Raw genomic sequence first — 14636 nt, 5'->3', positions numbered from 1 at the left:
ATAATCGAACAGCGCGGCGCGGCGGCCTTAGACACCTGTTCCGACATCGGGGATTTTGGACCTGCTATAATACCAGATTGCATCGCTTATAAGTCCAGTGTAGGCTATCCCCATGGCGCTTCCCGTCGAAACGTTCTTTCTGCACCCTGACGCACAGGGCACGCTGCAATCGCAGATCCAGCAGATGATCGCGCAGGGAATCCTGTCCGGGCGGTTCCAGAGGGCTGAAAAACTGCCCTCAACGCGCAGGCTGGCCGCGCATCTGGGCGTCAGCCGGATTACCGTGACAATCGCCTATACCGAACTTCTGGCCAATGATTACCTGGTCTCGCGCGGTCGCTCGGGCTACTACGTCTCGGACAACGCGCCGGTCCCGCCCGCCTTTGCCCCCGGGCCCACCAGAACCGATGCGGTGGACTGGACCCGCGCAATCGGCCAGCGGTTTTCCGGCGGGGACACCGTGCGCAAGCCCCCGGACTGGGAATCCTATCGCTTCCCCTTCATCTACGGGCAGGCGGATCCCGCGCTCTTTGATCATGCAAACTGGCGGCTATGCGCCCTCAAGGCGCTGGGGCAAAAGGATTTCACCGCCCTGACCACCGATTACTATGACCAGGACGATCCGCAGCTGATCGAATTCATCGCCCGCCACACCCTGCCCCGGCGCGGGATTGCCGCCCGCCCCGAACAGGTGCTGATCACGCTTGGCGCGCAGAACGCGCTCTGGCTCACCACGCAGGTGTTGCTGACACAGCGGCGGCGCGCCGCCCTGGAAGACCCTTGTTATCATGCCCTTAGGGATATCCTGTCACAGTCGCGCTGCCATGTGACTCCTGTGCGCCTTGATGCCGACGGCTTGCCCCCCGATGCCATTCCGCCGGATGCGGATGTGATCTTCACAACCCCCAGCCACCAGTGTCCGACCACCGGCACGATGCCCATGGCGCGCCGCCATGACCTGCTGAAACGCGCCGCAGAGATGGATGCGATCATCGTCGAGGATGACTACGAATTCGAAATGTCCTTCCTGAAAAGCCCCTCGCCCGCGCTCAAGAGCCTGGATGCAGACGGGCGCGTCATCTATGTCGGCAGCTTTTCGAAATCCCTGTTTCCCGGCCTGCGTCTGGGATATCTCGTTGGCTCCGAACCCTTTATCCGCGAAGCGCGCGCGCTCAGGGCTTCCGTGCTGCGCCACCCGCCCGGCCATATACAGCGCACCGCCGCCTATTTCCTGTCGCTCGGCCATCATGATGCGCTGATCCGGCGCATGGGCGCCACGCTGCACGAACGCCGGCAGGTGATGAGCGACGCGATCGCACAGAACAGGCTTCAGATCGCAGGGCAAGGCGCGCATGGCGGCTCCTCTTTCTGGATGCGCGCGCCCGAAAACATCGACACGCAGGACCTTGCCCGCAGGCTGCGCGCCCGCGATGTGCTGATCGAACCGGGGCATTCGTTTTTCGCCGGGGCGGCGCAGCCCCGAAACTTTTACCGGCTGGCCTATTCGTCCATTCCCGCAAGCCGAATACTGCAGGGCGTCAGCCGGGTTGCCGAAGAAATCAACACCTTGTCAAATCTGGCATTAAATGGCTGATCAATCTGGCCCTAACACAATGTAAGCGCATACATTAGATAACAAGCAACCCTAGATTCGCGCATGGATTTCACCCCCGGAGGAACACCCGCCATGAAAATGACCACTGAAGAAGCCTTTGTAAAAACCCTGCAAGCGCATGGTATCGAACACGCCTTCGGGATTATCGGCTCGGCCATGATGCCGATCTCCGACATTTTCCCCGATGCGGGCATCAAATTCTGGGACTGCGCGCATGAAGGTTCCGCAGGCATGATGTCTGACGGTTACACCCGCGCCACCGGCAAAGTGTCGATGATGATCGCGCAGAACGGCCCCGGCATCACCAATTTCGTGACCGCCGTCAAAACCGCCTACTGGAACCACACGCCGCTTCTGCTCGTGACGCCGCAAGCCGCGAACAAGACCATCGGTCAGGGCGGTTTTCAGGAAGTCGAACAGATGAAACTCTTCGAGGACATGGTCGCTTATCAGGAAGAGGTGCGCGACCCGACCCGTGTGGCCGAGGTCCTGACCCGCGTGATTGCCAAGGCAAAACGCCTCAGCGGCCCGGCGCAGATCAACATCCCGCGTGATTTCTGGACGCAGGTGGTCGACATCGAAATCCCCGACCCGATTGAATTCGAAGCCTCCCCGGGCGGTGAAAACTCCGTTGCGCAAGCCGCCGAGATGCTCTCCAACGCCAAGAATCCGGTGATCCTGAACGGGGCGGGCGTGGTCCTGTCAAAAGGCGGCATCGACGCCTCCCGCCTTCTGGCAGAACGTCTGGATGCCCCCGTCTGCGTGGGCTATCAGCACAATGACGCCTTTCCCGGCAACCATCCGCTCTTTGCCGGACCACTTGGATACAACGGTTCCAAAGCGGGCATGCAGCTGATCAAGGAAGCCGACGTGGTTCTGTGCCTCGGCACGCGTCTCAACCCGTTTTCGACCCTGCCCGGCTATGGCATCGACTATTGGCCCGCAGATGCGAAAATCATTCAGGTGGACATCAACCCCGACCGGATCGGCCTGACCAAGAAGGTCTCGGTCGGGATCGTCGGCGATGCAGCAAAGGTGGCCAAGGGGATCCTGTCGCAGCTCTCGGACACCGCAGGCGACGAGGGCCGCGAGGCGCGCAAAGCCCATATCGCCCAGACAAAATCCGCATGGGCGCAGGAGTTGACCTCGCTCACCCACGAGCAGGACGATCCGGGCACCGACTGGAACGTGCGCGCACGCGCGGCCAAGCCTGACTGGATGAGCCCCCGCATGGCGTGGCGCGCAATCCAGAGCGCGCTGCCGGTGGAGGCGATCATTTCATCCGACATCGGCAACAACTGCGCCATCGGCAACGCCTACCCGGCCTTCGAAGAGGGGCGCAAGTATCTCGCGCCGGGTCTCTTCGGTCCCTGCGGCTACGGCCTGCCCGCCATTGTCGGCGCCAAGATCGGTCAGCCCCATGTGCCGGTTGTGGGTTTCGCAGGTGACGGGGCCTTTGGCATCGCCGTCAACGAATTGACCGCCATCGGCCGTGGTGAGTGGCCCGCGATCACGCAGATCGTGTTCCGCAACTACCAGTGGGGCGCTGAAAAGCGCAACTCGACCCTGTGGTTCGAAGACAACTTCGTCGGCACCGAGCTTGACGAGGAAGTCTCCTACGCTGGCATCGCCAATGCGTGCGGCCTCAAAGGCGTCGTCGCCCGCACGCAGGAGGAACTGACAGATGCCCTCAACGAGGCGATCAAGGACCAGATGGAAAACGGCATCACCACGCTGATCGAGGCCATGATCAATCAGGAACTCGGCGATCCCTTCCGCCGCGACGCGATGAAAAAGCCTGTTCAGGTTGCTGGGATCAGCAAATCCGACATGCGTCCACAGACTGTCTGATATCGGGTGCATCAAAGCATCCGCATAAAAGGGAACAGGCCGTGAGTGTCTTGCGTGATTTGAAAAATCGCGCCGCCCCACGGCCTGCCCACATCGTGACGAGCGCGGGCACTGCCCCCCGCGTTGTCGGGCGGGTGGTCGCAGCACTCACGCGCACCACCCCAACCGGCCCTAAAAACGCGGCGCAGGCCGCACCCATGCGCACCGGGCTCCCCAGCGCCGCGCCCACCACAATCAAATCCTCCGCCCTGACAGTGCGCTCAGCCCCTTCCAAAGCCCCGCTCGGCGCCGCTTTGCACATGATATCCGACACCGTCCGCGCCGCCCTGCAAACAACCAAAACACCATTCACCGCAGGACTTGTCTTTGCGCGAATGAATGACTTAGCCTGATCCAACAGGCCAACGGGAGACCAGATGACATTTCAGCAACCCAAGGTCGATACATCACCCCACGTCTCTGACGAGGTCCGCAAGACCACCTGCTACATGTGCGCCTGCCGCTGCGGCATCAACGTCCACATGAAAGACGGCAAGGTCGCCTATATCGAAGGCAACAAGGACCACCCGGTCAATCAGGGCGTCCTGTGTGCCAAAGGCTCGGCAGGGATCATGCAGGTCAACGCGCCGTCCCGGCTGCGCAAACCACTGAAACGGGTCGGCGAACGCGGTGCGGGCGACTTTCAGGAAATCGAATGGGACGAGGCGCTGCAAATCGCCACCGACTGGCTGGCACCGCTGCGCCGCGACAACCCCGAAAAGCTTGCGTTTTTCACCGGGCGTGACCAGTCGCAGTCCTTCACCAGCTTCTGGGCGCAAAACTTCGGCACCTGCAATTACGCAGCCCACGGCGGCTTTTGCTCGGTCAATATGGCCGCGGCGGGCATCTATACCATGGGCGGTGCCTTCTGGGAATTCGGCCAGCCGGACTGGGACCACACCAAACTCTTCATGCTCTTTGGCGTGGCCGAGGATCACGACAGCAACCCGATCAAGATGGGGATCGGCAAGATCAAGAAACGCGGCGCGCGCGTCATTGGCGTCAACCCGATCCGCACGGGCTATAATGCCGTTGCCGACGATTGGGTGGGCATCACGCCGGGCACGGATGGCCTGTTCATCCTCTCGATGATCCACTGCCTGATGAAAGCGGGCCGGATGGATCTGCACTACCTTGCGCAATACACCAATGCGCCGGTGCTCGTGAACAACAACCCCGGCGGGGCTGACCACGGCCTGCTGATGCGCGACGAGAACGGCAAGGAACTGGTGATCGACCGCGCCACCGGCAAGCCGACGCCTTTCGATCAACCCGGCGTCAAACCCGACCTCGCCGCGACCTACGAGGCCAATGGCCAAACCCACCGCCCCGTCTTTCACCAGATGGCGGAGATGTATCTCGATGAACAATACGCCCCTGAAAATGTCGCCGAGTGCTGTGGCATTCCAGCCGGGCGCATTCGCACCATCGCCGCCGAACTGGCCCGTGTCGCCTTTGACGAAGCCTTCGAGCTTGACCACCCATGGACCGATTTCCGGGGCGAGAAACACGACAAGATGATCGGGCGGCCTGTGTCCTTTCACTCCATGCGCGGCATCTCCGCCCATGCCAATGGCTTTCAGACCTGCCGCGCGCTCCACACCCTGCAGATTATCCTCGGCACCGTCGAAGTGCCCGGCGGTTTCCGCTTCAAGCCGCCCTATCCGAAACCGGCCACCGCACACCCCAAGCCCCACTGCAAGGTGACACCGGACGCACCGCTCGATGGCCCGCATCTGGGGTTTGTGCACGGCCCCGAAGATCTGGCGCTGAAAGACGATGGCACCCCGGCCCGCATCGACAAGGCCTTCACCTGGGAAAACCCAATGTCCTCGCACGGGTTGATGCATATGGTCATCTCCAACGCCCACGCGGGGGATCCTTACAAGATCGACGTGCTCTTCATGTATATGGCGAACATGTCGTGGAACTCCTCGATGAACACGCGCGGCGTGATCGACATGCTGACCGACAAGGACGAAAACGGCGACTATGTGATCCCCAGGATCATCTATTCCGATGCCTATTCTTCGGAAATGGTCGCCTATGCCGATCTGATCCTGCCCGACACCACCTATCTGGAACGTCACGACTGTATCTCGCTGCTGGATCGCCCGATCTGCGAAGCGGATGCGGCGGCCGATGCGATCCGCTGGCCCGTGATCGAACCTGACCGCGACGTGATCGGGTTTCAATCCATGCTCTGCACCCTTGGTGCCAAACTGGGACTGCCCGGTTTTGTGAACGAAGACGGCAGCCAGAAATACGCCGATTATGGCGACTATATCGTCAACCATGAACGCAAACCGGGGATCGGGCCTCTTGCGGGTTGGCGGGGGGGCGATGGCACGTCCGTAGGACGGGGCGAGTCCAACCCCAACCAGCTCGACCGCTATATCGAAAACGGCGGCTTTTTTGTCGAACACATCCCCGCCGGGGCCAATTACTACAAACCGTGGAATACCGCCTATCAGGACTGGGCCGTGGGCATGGGCCTTTATGACAGCCCTCAACCCTACCTCTTCTCGCTCTACTCGGAACCGATGCGCAAATTCCAACTGGCCGCCGAAGGTCATGGCGCGCGTCAGCCGCCCGATCACCTGCGCGCCCAATATGCGGAAAAAATGTCACCGCTGCCGATCTGGTATTCCTGCGCGGCAGAGAACAAGGCGGATGACTTCCCGGTTACGGCCCTCACGCAGCGCCCGATGGCCATGTATCATTCCTGGGGCTCGCAAAACGCGTGGCTGCGGCAGTTGCACGGGCATAACCCGCTCTATGTCCCCACCAAACTGATGCGCGAAAACGGTCTGTCCGATGGTGACTGGGCCAAAGTGACCTCCCCTCACGGAGAGATCACCGTGCCGGTGCTGGAAATGGCCGCGCTGAATGAAAACACGATCTGGACATGGAACGCGATCGGCAAGCGCAAGGGCGCATGGGCGCTTGAGGAAAACGCGCCCGAGGCCACCCGTGGATTCCTGCTGAACCACCTGATCCACGAATTGCTGCCACCCAGGGGCGATGGCCTTCGCTGGGCCAACTCCGATCCGATCACGGGGCAGGCCGCGTGGTTTGACCTCAAGGTCCGGATCGAAAAAGCCGCCGCACCGGTTGAGGCACAACCCGCCCTTGATCCGATCAAGTCTCCGGTTGGCACAGGTCCCAAGAATGTAACGTGGAAGGTAGGTAAATGATGCGCGCGCCTGCCACCGACGTGATACCGACGCAATACCGACGCCGAACCGACGTCGAAAAACCACTCCGGAATGAGGGCCACGCATGACCACTCTGCCAGCCAAAACCGACAAGAAACTCGGCCTCGTCATCGACCTTGATACCTGCGTCGGCTGCCATGCCTGTGTGATTTCCTGCAAAGGGTGGAACACGGAAAACTATGGTGCGCCCCTGTCGGATCAGAACGCCTATGGCGCGGACAACAGCGGCACCTTCCTCAACCGCGTGCATTCTTACGAGGTGCAACCGGACGTCGGTGCCGCGCAGCTGATCCATTTCCCGAAATCCTGTCTGCATTGCGAGGACGCGCCCTGCGTGACGGTCTGCCCAACCGGGGCCAGCTACAAGCGCGTCGAGGATGGCATCGTGCTGGTCAATGAAAGCGACTGCATCGGTTGTGGCTTATGCGCCTGGGCCTGTCCCTACGGCGCGCGCGAGCTGGATCAGGCCGAAGGTGTGATGAAGAAATGCACCCTCTGCGTGGACCGTATCTATAACGAAAACCTGCCCGAGGAAGACCGCGAACCTGCCTGCGTGCGCACCTGCCCGTCAAACGCCCGCCACTTCGGCGATCTGGGCGACCCGGACAGTGCCGTCAGCCAACTGGTGGCAGAACGCGGCGGCATGGATCTGATGCCCGAACAGGGCACCAAGCCCGTCAACCAATACCTGCCACCGCGCCCGAAGGATACATTGCCCGACGCAGGCCATGAATTCGATGTCCTCGCGCCCTTCCTCGAACCCATCGCCACGGAGCCGAAGGGCTTTCTCAGCTGGCTCGACAAAACGCTGGAGAAGTTCTGATGCACCCCGCCCCTTCTGTTATCTTCTTCACGACGTTCAGCGGCCTTGGCTTTGGCCTTCTGATCTGGCTGGGCATTGGCATGCCCGCTGTCACAGGCTGGACAGCTTTTGCTTTCTTTGCAATCGCTTACGTCATGGCGGTTGGCGGACTACTGGCCTCGACCTTCCACCTCGGGCGGCCGGAACGCGCGATCAAAGCCTTCAGCCAATGGCGTTCCAGCTGGCTCAGTCGTGAGGCATGGTGCGCTGTCGGCGCGCTGGTCTTGATGGGGCTCTACGGTGCCGGTCTCGTCTTTCTGGAAACCCGTTTCGCCCTGCTCGGGCTGATCGGGGCCGCCTTGTCGCTGGCAACCGTCTTTACCACTTCAATGATCTATACCCAGCTCAAAACCATACCGCGCTGGAACATGCCGCTGACACCGGTCAAGTTCATTTCGTTTTCCATCGCCGGGGGCGCATTGCTCGCCGGGCAGGTCAGCATTGCAATCGTTCTGCTCCTCCTCGCAGGTGCCATCCAGCTTTTGACATGGATGCAAGGCGACAAGGCCTTCGCCGCCTCAGGCACGACAATGGCCACCGCAACGGGCCTCGGCGCAACAGGAAGCGTGCGCGCGTTTGAACCGCCGCACACCGGCACCAACTACCTGCTGCGCGAATTCGTGCATGTGGTCGGGCGCAAACACGCGGCCAAGCTGCGCATCATTTCGCTGCTCTTGATGGTCGTCGTGCCGGTCATCCTGCTGATGCTGCCGTTTTCGCACATCCTCGGCGTTCTCGCACTTGTCTCGCATGTTGCAGGCGTTTTGACGGCCCGCTGGCTGTTCTTTGCCGAGGCGGAACACGTCGTCGGTCTCTACTACGGCAAGCGCTGAAAACCCTGGCTCACGTAACGCTGACTGAAATCAAAGGTTTCAATGCGTTACGTGATATTGATATGTCAGGTATCTGGTCAGACGCCCTAGTTCATCAGACCGGCATGCCTCAGCCCCGCATCGACCAGTGCGCGGGTTTCATCGGACAAGGCCGTCAGCGGCAGGCGTACCTCTTCCGAACACAGATCAAGCTGTGACATCGCATATTTGACCCCCACAAGGCCGGGTTCGATAAAGATCGCCTTGTGCAGGGGCATCAACCGGTCCTGAATGCTCAGCGCGGTTGCATAATCACCGGCCAGACACGCCGCCTGCATCTGACTCAACAGTTTGGGCGCAACATTCGCCGTCACCGAAATGCAACCAACGCCGCCTTGTGCATTAAACCCGTGCGCTGTTGCGTCTTCACCGGAGAGCTGCATGAAATCCGGGCCACAGGTGCTGCGCTGATCGCAGACACGCGCCAGATCACCTGTCGCGTCCTTGACGCCGATGATGCGCGGCAGTTCGGCCAGTTTACCCATGGTTTCCGGGCTCATATCCACGACTGAGCGGCCCGGAATATTATAGATAATGATCGGCAGATCCGCGCAGTCATGCAGCGCCGTGAAATGCGCAATCAATCCTGATTGCGTGGGCTTGTTGTAATAGGGCGTCACCACGAGCGCGGCATCCGCACCGACGGCCTCCGCATGGCGCACAAGGCGGATCGCCTCAAGCGTGTTGTTGGACCCGGCACCGGCAATCACGGGAACACGGCCTGCCGCAGCCTTGACCACTTCTTCGACGACGACCTCATGTTCCTTGTGCGTCAGTGTCGGGCTTTCACCGGTTGTACCGACCGGTACCAGACCGTTGCTGCCCTCACCGATGTGCCATTCCACCAGCTTTTTAAGCGTTTCCAGATCCAGCTCGCCGTTCCGAAACGGCGTGACGAGGGCAGGCATAGAACCTTTGAACATATTCACGCTCCTTTAGCATTATGGCCGGCAAATGGCCTGGGTTAACCCGATGTAAGCAGGATCGTGATTTGATCCCTATCATCGACGCAATAAGTATGAGAGCCTCTAGCCTTCAAACCCTAGGAAATGCAAGTGATCAGGCGTTTATTCATCAGTCTTTTACTGGTTTTGCTCACCGCTTTACCTGTGTCCGCCGACAGACCGCGCCCACTGGGGTGGGCATTGGATGCGGCGCGCAACGGGAATTGGCAGGCTGCAGCGCAGATCGCGGCACGCGATGGGCAAGTGGCCGCTGATGTCATTGAATGGATGCGCCTGCGCGATGGGCTTGGCACCTATGATGAGGTGGCGGCATTCCTTGAACGTCGTCCTGACTGGCCGGGCGAGCGGTATTTGAGGCGGCAATCCGAAACCACGCTGATGGCGCAAAGCGATGACCGGGTGATCGCATTTTTCGAGGAAACACCTCCGCAATCGCCTCAAAGCGCGTTGCGTTTCGCAAAGGCCCTCAAAGCGCGCCAACGCACCGAAGAGGCGGAGGCCATCATCACAGGCGCGTGGCGCAACATGCCGATGGGTGCTTCGGATCAGGCGGAATACATTGCCGCTCACGGGCGCATTTTGACGGCGCATCACGACGCACGCCTTGATTCGATGCTCTGGCAAGGCGCTGTCGGAAATGCGCGCAGGATGTTTGATCTGGCCTCGAAAGGGGCGATTGCAGCAGCCAAGGCGCGGCTGGCCCTGCGCGAAGAGACCCCCGGCGTCGATACCCTGATCGCGGCTGTGCCGGCCAGCAACGCAAAGGATGGTGGCCTGCAGTATGAGCGGTTCATGTGGCGCATCCGCAAAGGTCGCCGCGATGATGCCAAGGAGTTGATGCTGGCCACCTCGGTCAGTGCCGACCGTTTGGGCCGCCCCGAAGCATGGTCGAATCGCAGACGTGCACTGGCGCGGTTTGAAATGCGAAACGGCAGCGCCGAACGGGCATATGAACTGGCGTCGCGGCATTTTCTGACAGGCGGGTCTGCCTATTCCGATCTGGAGTGGTTGGCGGGCTACATCGCCTTGCAAAAGCTGAAGGAACCGCAGACCGCCCTGAAACACTTTGAAAACCATGATGCGGCTGTGCGCTCACCAATATCGAAGGGACGCGCGGGGTATTGGCGTGGTCGCGCCTATGAAGCCATGGGCAATGTCGCAGCAGCTGATCAGGCCTACGCGTCTGCTGCGCAATACCAAACATCTTTCTATGGTTTGCTCGCGGCAGAGCGGGCAGGGCTTCCCTTCGACATTGAACTCGCCGTTTCCGAACCGGAAACGGATTGGCGCAGTTCGGATCTTGCAAGAACACCCTTGTTCGAAGCCGGTTTGCTCTTGCAAGCCTCAGGGGAGCTCAATCTCGCTGAACGGTTCTGGACACATCTTGCGGAGAGCCTCGATGCGCAAAACGGCGCGTTACTGGCCAAGGCCGCCGTTGATGCCGGGCAGCCGCACCTGGCCGTCATGATTGGCAAACGCCTTGCCCAGCGGGCCATCGTCATACCCTACGGTTACTACGCCTTGCACCCGCTGGCAGAGCGCGCTCTGCCGATGGCACCCGAAATGTTGCTGGCAATTGCCCGCCGGGAAAGCGAGTTCGACCCCCGCGTCCAAAGCGGCGTAGGCGCAAGGGGACTGATGCAAATCATGCCCCGCACCGGCACTGAAGTTGCCCGCAAACTCGGACGCGCCGCAGAACATAGCACGGAACGTCTGATCTCGGACCCGGTCTATAATGCCGAGTTGGGTGCGGCCTATCTGGCAACGCTGGCGCGACGGTTCTCGGGCAATGTGATCATGATGTCGGCGGGGTACAACGCTGGTCCCAGCCGACCGGACCAATGGATGGACGTTTACGGTGATCCGCGTCGCGGTGATGTGGATATCGTGGATTGGATCGAACACATTCCGTTTCGCGAAACGCGCAACTATGTCATGCGTGTCTCGGAAAGCTTACCGATCTACCGCGCCCAGCTAGGAAAAAATCCGCTTCCCATTCCCTTCAGCAAGGAACTGACGGGGTCGACCCTATTAGACTACGCACCGAAAGGAGAGTGACTCACCAACCGGTGGCCCGTTGAGCGGGATCGCGCAAAACCCCGCAACTCATGTGCCTTTTCCGGCCATATCCCGCGATGCGCTGCACATCAAAACCCGCCGCACCCAGCGCGCGGCGAACAAAACCGGCGGCTGTATAGGTCGCGAAAGTGCCACCGGGCGCGGTATGAGAAGCGACATCATGCAAAAGCGCCTCACTCCATAATTCAGGGTTTTTCGCGGGCGAAAAACCATCCAGAAACCATGCATCCGCGTGCCCCTGCCACTGAGCCACAGTGTTTCGCGCATCCCCGATTATGACCTCAAGCTGGATGTCGGGCGCAAACTCAAAAACACCCCCCTCCGGCGACCACATGTCAATAAGGCGATCAACAGGCAGATCCGTTTCCCTATAAACGCTCAATGCCCTGAACATATCTGCCCGTGCCATCGGATAGGCTTCAAAGCTGGTGAACCGCATCTGCCCACACACCCCCTGCGCCTGCCACATCTGAGCTGCGGCCAGAAAATTCATCCCCGTGCCAAACCCAAGCTCAGCGATACGAAACGACCCACCAAACCGTTCAGGCAAACGGTTTCCGGCAAGGAAAACATGACGTGTTTCAGCCAAGCCATTTTCCAGGCTGTAGTAGGGATCATCAAATCTGGTCGATACCGGAACATCTTCCGACTGCCAGGTTACATCTGCGGTCTGGTTCTGCATGCGCGCGCCTTGTAAAGGGGTCCAAGACAAATACAACGCCGAGGCAGGAAGCACAAATTGGCAATGATTGATATCACCATTCGCGGGGCGGGTATTCTTGGATTATCAATCGCTTGGGTATGCGTGCAGCGCGGCGCACAGGTCCGAATTGTTGATCCGTTTGGCGCAGGTGCAGGCAGCAGTGGCGGCGTGGTCGGCGCGCTTGCCCCCCATGTGCCAGAAAACTGGAACCCCAAGAAAGCGTTTCAGTTGGACAGCCTGCTTATGGCGCAGGGGTTTTGGTCTGACGTGGCCGATGCAAGCGGCAAGAACCCCGGCTACATCAGAAGTGGCCGCCTGCAACCGATTGCGGATGAACATGCCCTCACGCTTGCACACCGCAGATGCGATACCGCCAAAGAGCTTTGGGGCGCGCATGCAAAGTGGCGCGTCGAGCCTGCAACACCTACCGAATGGTCACCCCCAAGCCCGACAGGTTGGCTGATAAGAGACAACCTGAGCGCCTTGATACACCCGAGGCTGGCCACAAACGCGCTTGCAGCCGCGCTCAAAAGCCGAGGGGTCAGCATTGAAACAGATGCCGCAGACCACGGGCAAACTGTCTGGGCTACCGGCGTTCATGGCCTGCAAATGCTCTCTGCGGCCCACCACCGTTCCGTTGGCAATGGGGTGAAAGGCCAAGCCGCCGTTTTTGATCATGACGCGGCGGGTCAGCCACAACTGTTTATCGACGGATTGCATATCGTGCCCCATGCAAACGGCACCGTTGCCATCGGATCGACCTCCGAAAGGGAGTATACCACCCCTGATCAAACCGACACGCAGCTTGATGCCTTGATCGAAAAGGCACGCGCGGTTTTTCCAACTCTGAAAACTGCCAGAGTGATCGAGAGATGGGCCGGCGTGCGCCCTCGCAGCCGCAGCCGCGCCCCGATGCTCGGCGCATGGCCGGGCCGGGACGGGCATTTCATCGCGAACGGCGGCTTTAAAATCGGCTTTGGCATGGCCCCAAAGATCGCCCATGTGATGGCCGATTTGCTTTTGGAGGGCAAAGATACCATTCCCGAAGGCTTTGAAGTCAGCGCATCCTTCTGAACCGCGACAAGCCCGGCCTATCGCGCGATTTCGTCACGCAGGTTTTGCATCAGTTGGGTAAGTGTCTTTTGATAGAACTCAGATACCAACTGCCCGTTGTCATCAAACTGGTTGCTGCTATCGGCCAGGTGCATTTCGGGGCCTTGCAGGATGCGCGGCTGGAAGGGCACCATAAACCCGCGCAGCACCATCTGCGCGCGTTCCCCGCCCGCGCGTCCCGCAGCGGCAGACATCACGGCAACAGGTTTGGATTTCCACGGCGCGTCCTTCGTACGCGACACCCAATCCAAAGCATTTTTCAGGACACCTGATGGTCCCTTGTTGTATTCCGGGGTCGAAATGACAACCGCATCGGCTGAGGCAATCTGTTCTGCCAGAACGGCAACTTCACTCGGAATGCCCTGCGCCGATTCTGCGTCACCATCATAGAGCGGCAGCCGAAGGCTGGCTTCGACATAGGTGCATTCGCCAAAGAGCCGCGCGGCTTCACGCAGCAACTTGCTGTTTGTCGAATCCTGCCGCAATGCCCCGGACAGTCCGAGCAGTGTAAGTTGAGCCATCGTTTAGAACCTCTTGATTATTTTTACTTACAGTGATGCGCCCATCGCAAAAGACAAGAGGCCCCACCCTCAGGGCGAGGCCTTTTTCACTTTGGTGATGGGTTATGCGGTTGGCAAAATGATGATCTCGACCCGACGGTTTTGCGCCTTGCCTGCTTCGTTGAGGTTGCTCGCAACAGGCTGGCTCTCTCCGCGTCCAATGGTCTGCAGCCGTGATGGTGTGACGCCAGCATCCATCAGGATGCCAGCAACCGACCCCGCGCGCCGCTCAGAGAGCCGTTGATTGTAAGCGGCGTCTCCATCGCTATCCGTGTGACCGATGACCTGAATGGTCGAGGCCGGATAGTTTTGCAGGCTGCCCGCAACGGTATAAAGGTCGTTCTGCAAATCCGGACGTACCGAAAAACTGTCCGTCGCGAAAAGCAAATCCTGCGGCAGGCTCACGATCAGACGATCCCCGGTGTTGGTTATCTGCACATCATCATTGCCAAGATCGCGGCGCAACTCCGCTTCCTGCTGGTCAAGATTGTACCCGATGCCTGCGCCAATCGCGCCGCCGACGACCGCGCCGATCACCGCGCCCCTGTCCCGGTTGCCATCCCCGCGGGACAACGCGCCCGCCAGCGCACCCGCTCCTGCCCCGATCAACGCGCCTTGCTGCGTCTTGGATAAGTTAGGGTTTTGGTTCAATTGCGCGGGATCTGTGCAGGCGGCCAAACTCACAACGCCTGCCATCGCCAAAGCGACTGGTTTACTGAATAATTTCATATTTACTGCCTTCTCGGTTGCCGCCCCGTT

At 60.1% G+C, this 14636-nt stretch carries 11 protein-coding genes; 7 read left to right on the top strand and 4 right to left on the bottom strand.

All coding sequences use genetic code 11. The features are described 5' to 3' along the window. Positions 1 to 112: 112 nt before the first annotated feature. From RD1_RS04510 to RD1_RS04485, 5 genes are all read left to right on the top strand, one after another. Positions 113 to 1594 carry a PLP-dependent aminotransferase family protein gene (locus RD1_RS04510; RefSeq protein ID WP_011567267.1) on the top strand — a complete coding sequence of 494 codons (1482 nt, stop codon included), beginning with the start codon at positions 113 to 115 and terminating at the stop codon, positions 1592 to 1594. A 93-nt stretch (positions 1595 to 1687) separates the two neighbouring features. After that, positions 1688 to 3466: a sulfoacetaldehyde acetyltransferase gene (gene xsc, locus RD1_RS04505; protein ID WP_011567266.1), complete on the top strand. Its 1779-nt coding sequence runs from the start codon at positions 1688 to 1690 to the stop codon at positions 3464 to 3466. Positions 3467 to 3882: 416 nt separating this feature from the next. Continuing rightward, on the top strand, positions 3883 to 6702 hold the full coding sequence (locus RD1_RS04495; protein ID WP_011567264.1) for a molybdopterin oxidoreductase family protein: 2820 nt from the start codon (positions 3883 to 3885) through the stop codon (positions 6700 to 6702). A gap of 85 nt (positions 6703 to 6787) precedes the next feature. After that, a complete protein-coding gene (locus RD1_RS04490) occupies positions 6788 to 7546 on the top strand; it encodes a 4Fe-4S dicluster domain-containing protein (RefSeq protein ID WP_011567263.1) in 759 nt (252 codons plus the stop codon). Then, positions 7546 to 8418, top strand: coding sequence for a dimethyl sulfoxide reductase anchor subunit family protein (locus RD1_RS04485; RefSeq protein WP_011567262.1), 873 nt, complete (start codon positions 7546 to 7548; stop codon positions 8416 to 8418). The genes RD1_RS04490 and RD1_RS04485 overlap by 1 nt, the downstream gene beginning before the upstream one ends. An 86-nt stretch (positions 8419 to 8504) precedes the next feature. Here the strand turns inward: RD1_RS04485 and dapA are convergent, their stop codons facing one another. Then, entirely contained in the window at positions 8505 to 9380 is an 876-nt protein-coding gene (dapA, locus tag RD1_RS04480) for a 4-hydroxy-tetrahydrodipicolinate synthase (protein WP_011567261.1), read from the bottom strand. Positions 9381 to 9506: 126 nt separating this feature from the next. Here dapA and RD1_RS04475 point away from each other — a divergent pair, with 126 nt between their 5' ends. Beyond that, positions 9507 to 11480, top strand: coding sequence for a lytic transglycosylase domain-containing protein (locus RD1_RS04475; protein ID WP_044032943.1), 1974 nt, complete (start codon positions 9507 to 9509; stop codon positions 11478 to 11480). Between the two features lies 1 nt (position 11481). On the opposite strand, the gene mnmD is transcribed toward RD1_RS04475, so the two are convergent. Then, positions 11482 to 12183 (bottom strand): tRNA (5-methylaminomethyl-2-thiouridine)(34)-methyltransferase MnmD, encoded by a 702-nt coding sequence (gene mnmD, locus RD1_RS04470; RefSeq protein ID WP_011567259.1) that lies wholly within the window; start codon positions 12181 to 12183, stop codon positions 11482 to 11484. 63 nt (positions 12184 to 12246) lie between these two features. Between mnmD and RD1_RS04465 the strand changes: the two genes are divergently transcribed. Next, the gene (locus tag RD1_RS04465; protein ID WP_011567258.1) at positions 12247 to 13278 is read left to right on the top strand and encodes an NAD(P)/FAD-dependent oxidoreductase; all 1032 of its coding nucleotides are present in this window, start codon (positions 12247 to 12249) and stop codon (positions 13276 to 13278) included. Positions 13279 to 13295: 17 nt separating this feature from the next. On the opposite strand, the gene RD1_RS04460 is transcribed toward RD1_RS04465, so the two are convergent. After that, entirely contained in the window at positions 13296 to 13838 is a 543-nt protein-coding gene (locus RD1_RS04460) for an NADPH-dependent FMN reductase (protein WP_011567257.1), read from the bottom strand. A gap of 102 nt (positions 13839 to 13940) precedes the next feature. Further along, positions 13941 to 14606 (bottom strand): OmpA family protein, encoded by a 666-nt coding sequence (locus tag RD1_RS04455; protein ID WP_011567256.1) that lies wholly within the window; start codon positions 14604 to 14606, stop codon positions 13941 to 13943. Positions 14607 to 14636 lie beyond the last annotated feature (30 nt).

This window comes from Roseobacter denitrificans OCh 114, assembly GCF_000014045.1.
Classification (GTDB): domain Bacteria; phylum Pseudomonadota; class Alphaproteobacteria; order Rhodobacterales; family Rhodobacteraceae; genus Roseobacter; species Roseobacter denitrificans.
The sequence above is the reverse complement of the archived record's forward strand: the minus strand, read 5'-3'. Positions and strand labels throughout refer to the sequence as shown.

What these genes read in the sequence shown, in the direction of transcription:
- RD1_RS04510 (WP_011567267.1), top strand. Translation starts at nt 113, where the DNA reads ATGGCGCTTCCCGTCGAAACGTTCTTTCTGCACCCTGACGCACAGGGC.
- xsc (WP_011567266.1), top strand. Translation starts at nt 1,688, where the DNA reads ATGAAAATGACCACTGAAGAAGCCTTTGTAAAAACCCTGCAAGCGCAT.
- RD1_RS04495 (WP_011567264.1), top strand. Translation starts at nt 3,883, where the DNA reads ATGACATTTCAGCAACCCAAGGTCGATACATCACCCCACGTCTCTGAC.
- RD1_RS04490 (WP_011567263.1), top strand. Translation starts at nt 6,788, where the DNA reads ATGACCACTCTGCCAGCCAAAACCGACAAGAAACTCGGCCTCGTCATC.
- RD1_RS04485 (WP_011567262.1), top strand. Translation starts at nt 7,546, where the DNA reads ATGCACCCCGCCCCTTCTGTTATCTTCTTCACGACGTTCAGCGGCCTT.
- dapA (WP_011567261.1), bottom strand. Translation starts at nt 9,380, where the DNA reads ATGTTCAAAGGTTCTATGCCTGCCCTCGTCACGCCGTTTCGGAACGGC.
- RD1_RS04475 (WP_044032943.1), top strand. Translation starts at nt 9,507, where the DNA reads ATGCAAGTGATCAGGCGTTTATTCATCAGTCTTTTACTGGTTTTGCTC.
- mnmD (WP_011567259.1), bottom strand. Translation starts at nt 12,183, where the DNA reads ATGCAGAACCAGACCGCAGATGTAACCTGGCAGTCGGAAGATGTTCCG.
- RD1_RS04465 (WP_011567258.1), top strand. Translation starts at nt 12,247, where the DNA reads ATGATTGATATCACCATTCGCGGGGCGGGTATTCTTGGATTATCAATC.
- RD1_RS04460 (WP_011567257.1), bottom strand. Translation starts at nt 13,838, where the DNA reads ATGGCTCAACTTACACTGCTCGGACTGTCCGGGGCATTGCGGCAGGAT.
- RD1_RS04455 (WP_011567256.1), bottom strand. Translation starts at nt 14,606, where the DNA reads ATGAAATTATTCAGTAAACCAGTCGCTTTGGCGATGGCAGGCGTTGTG.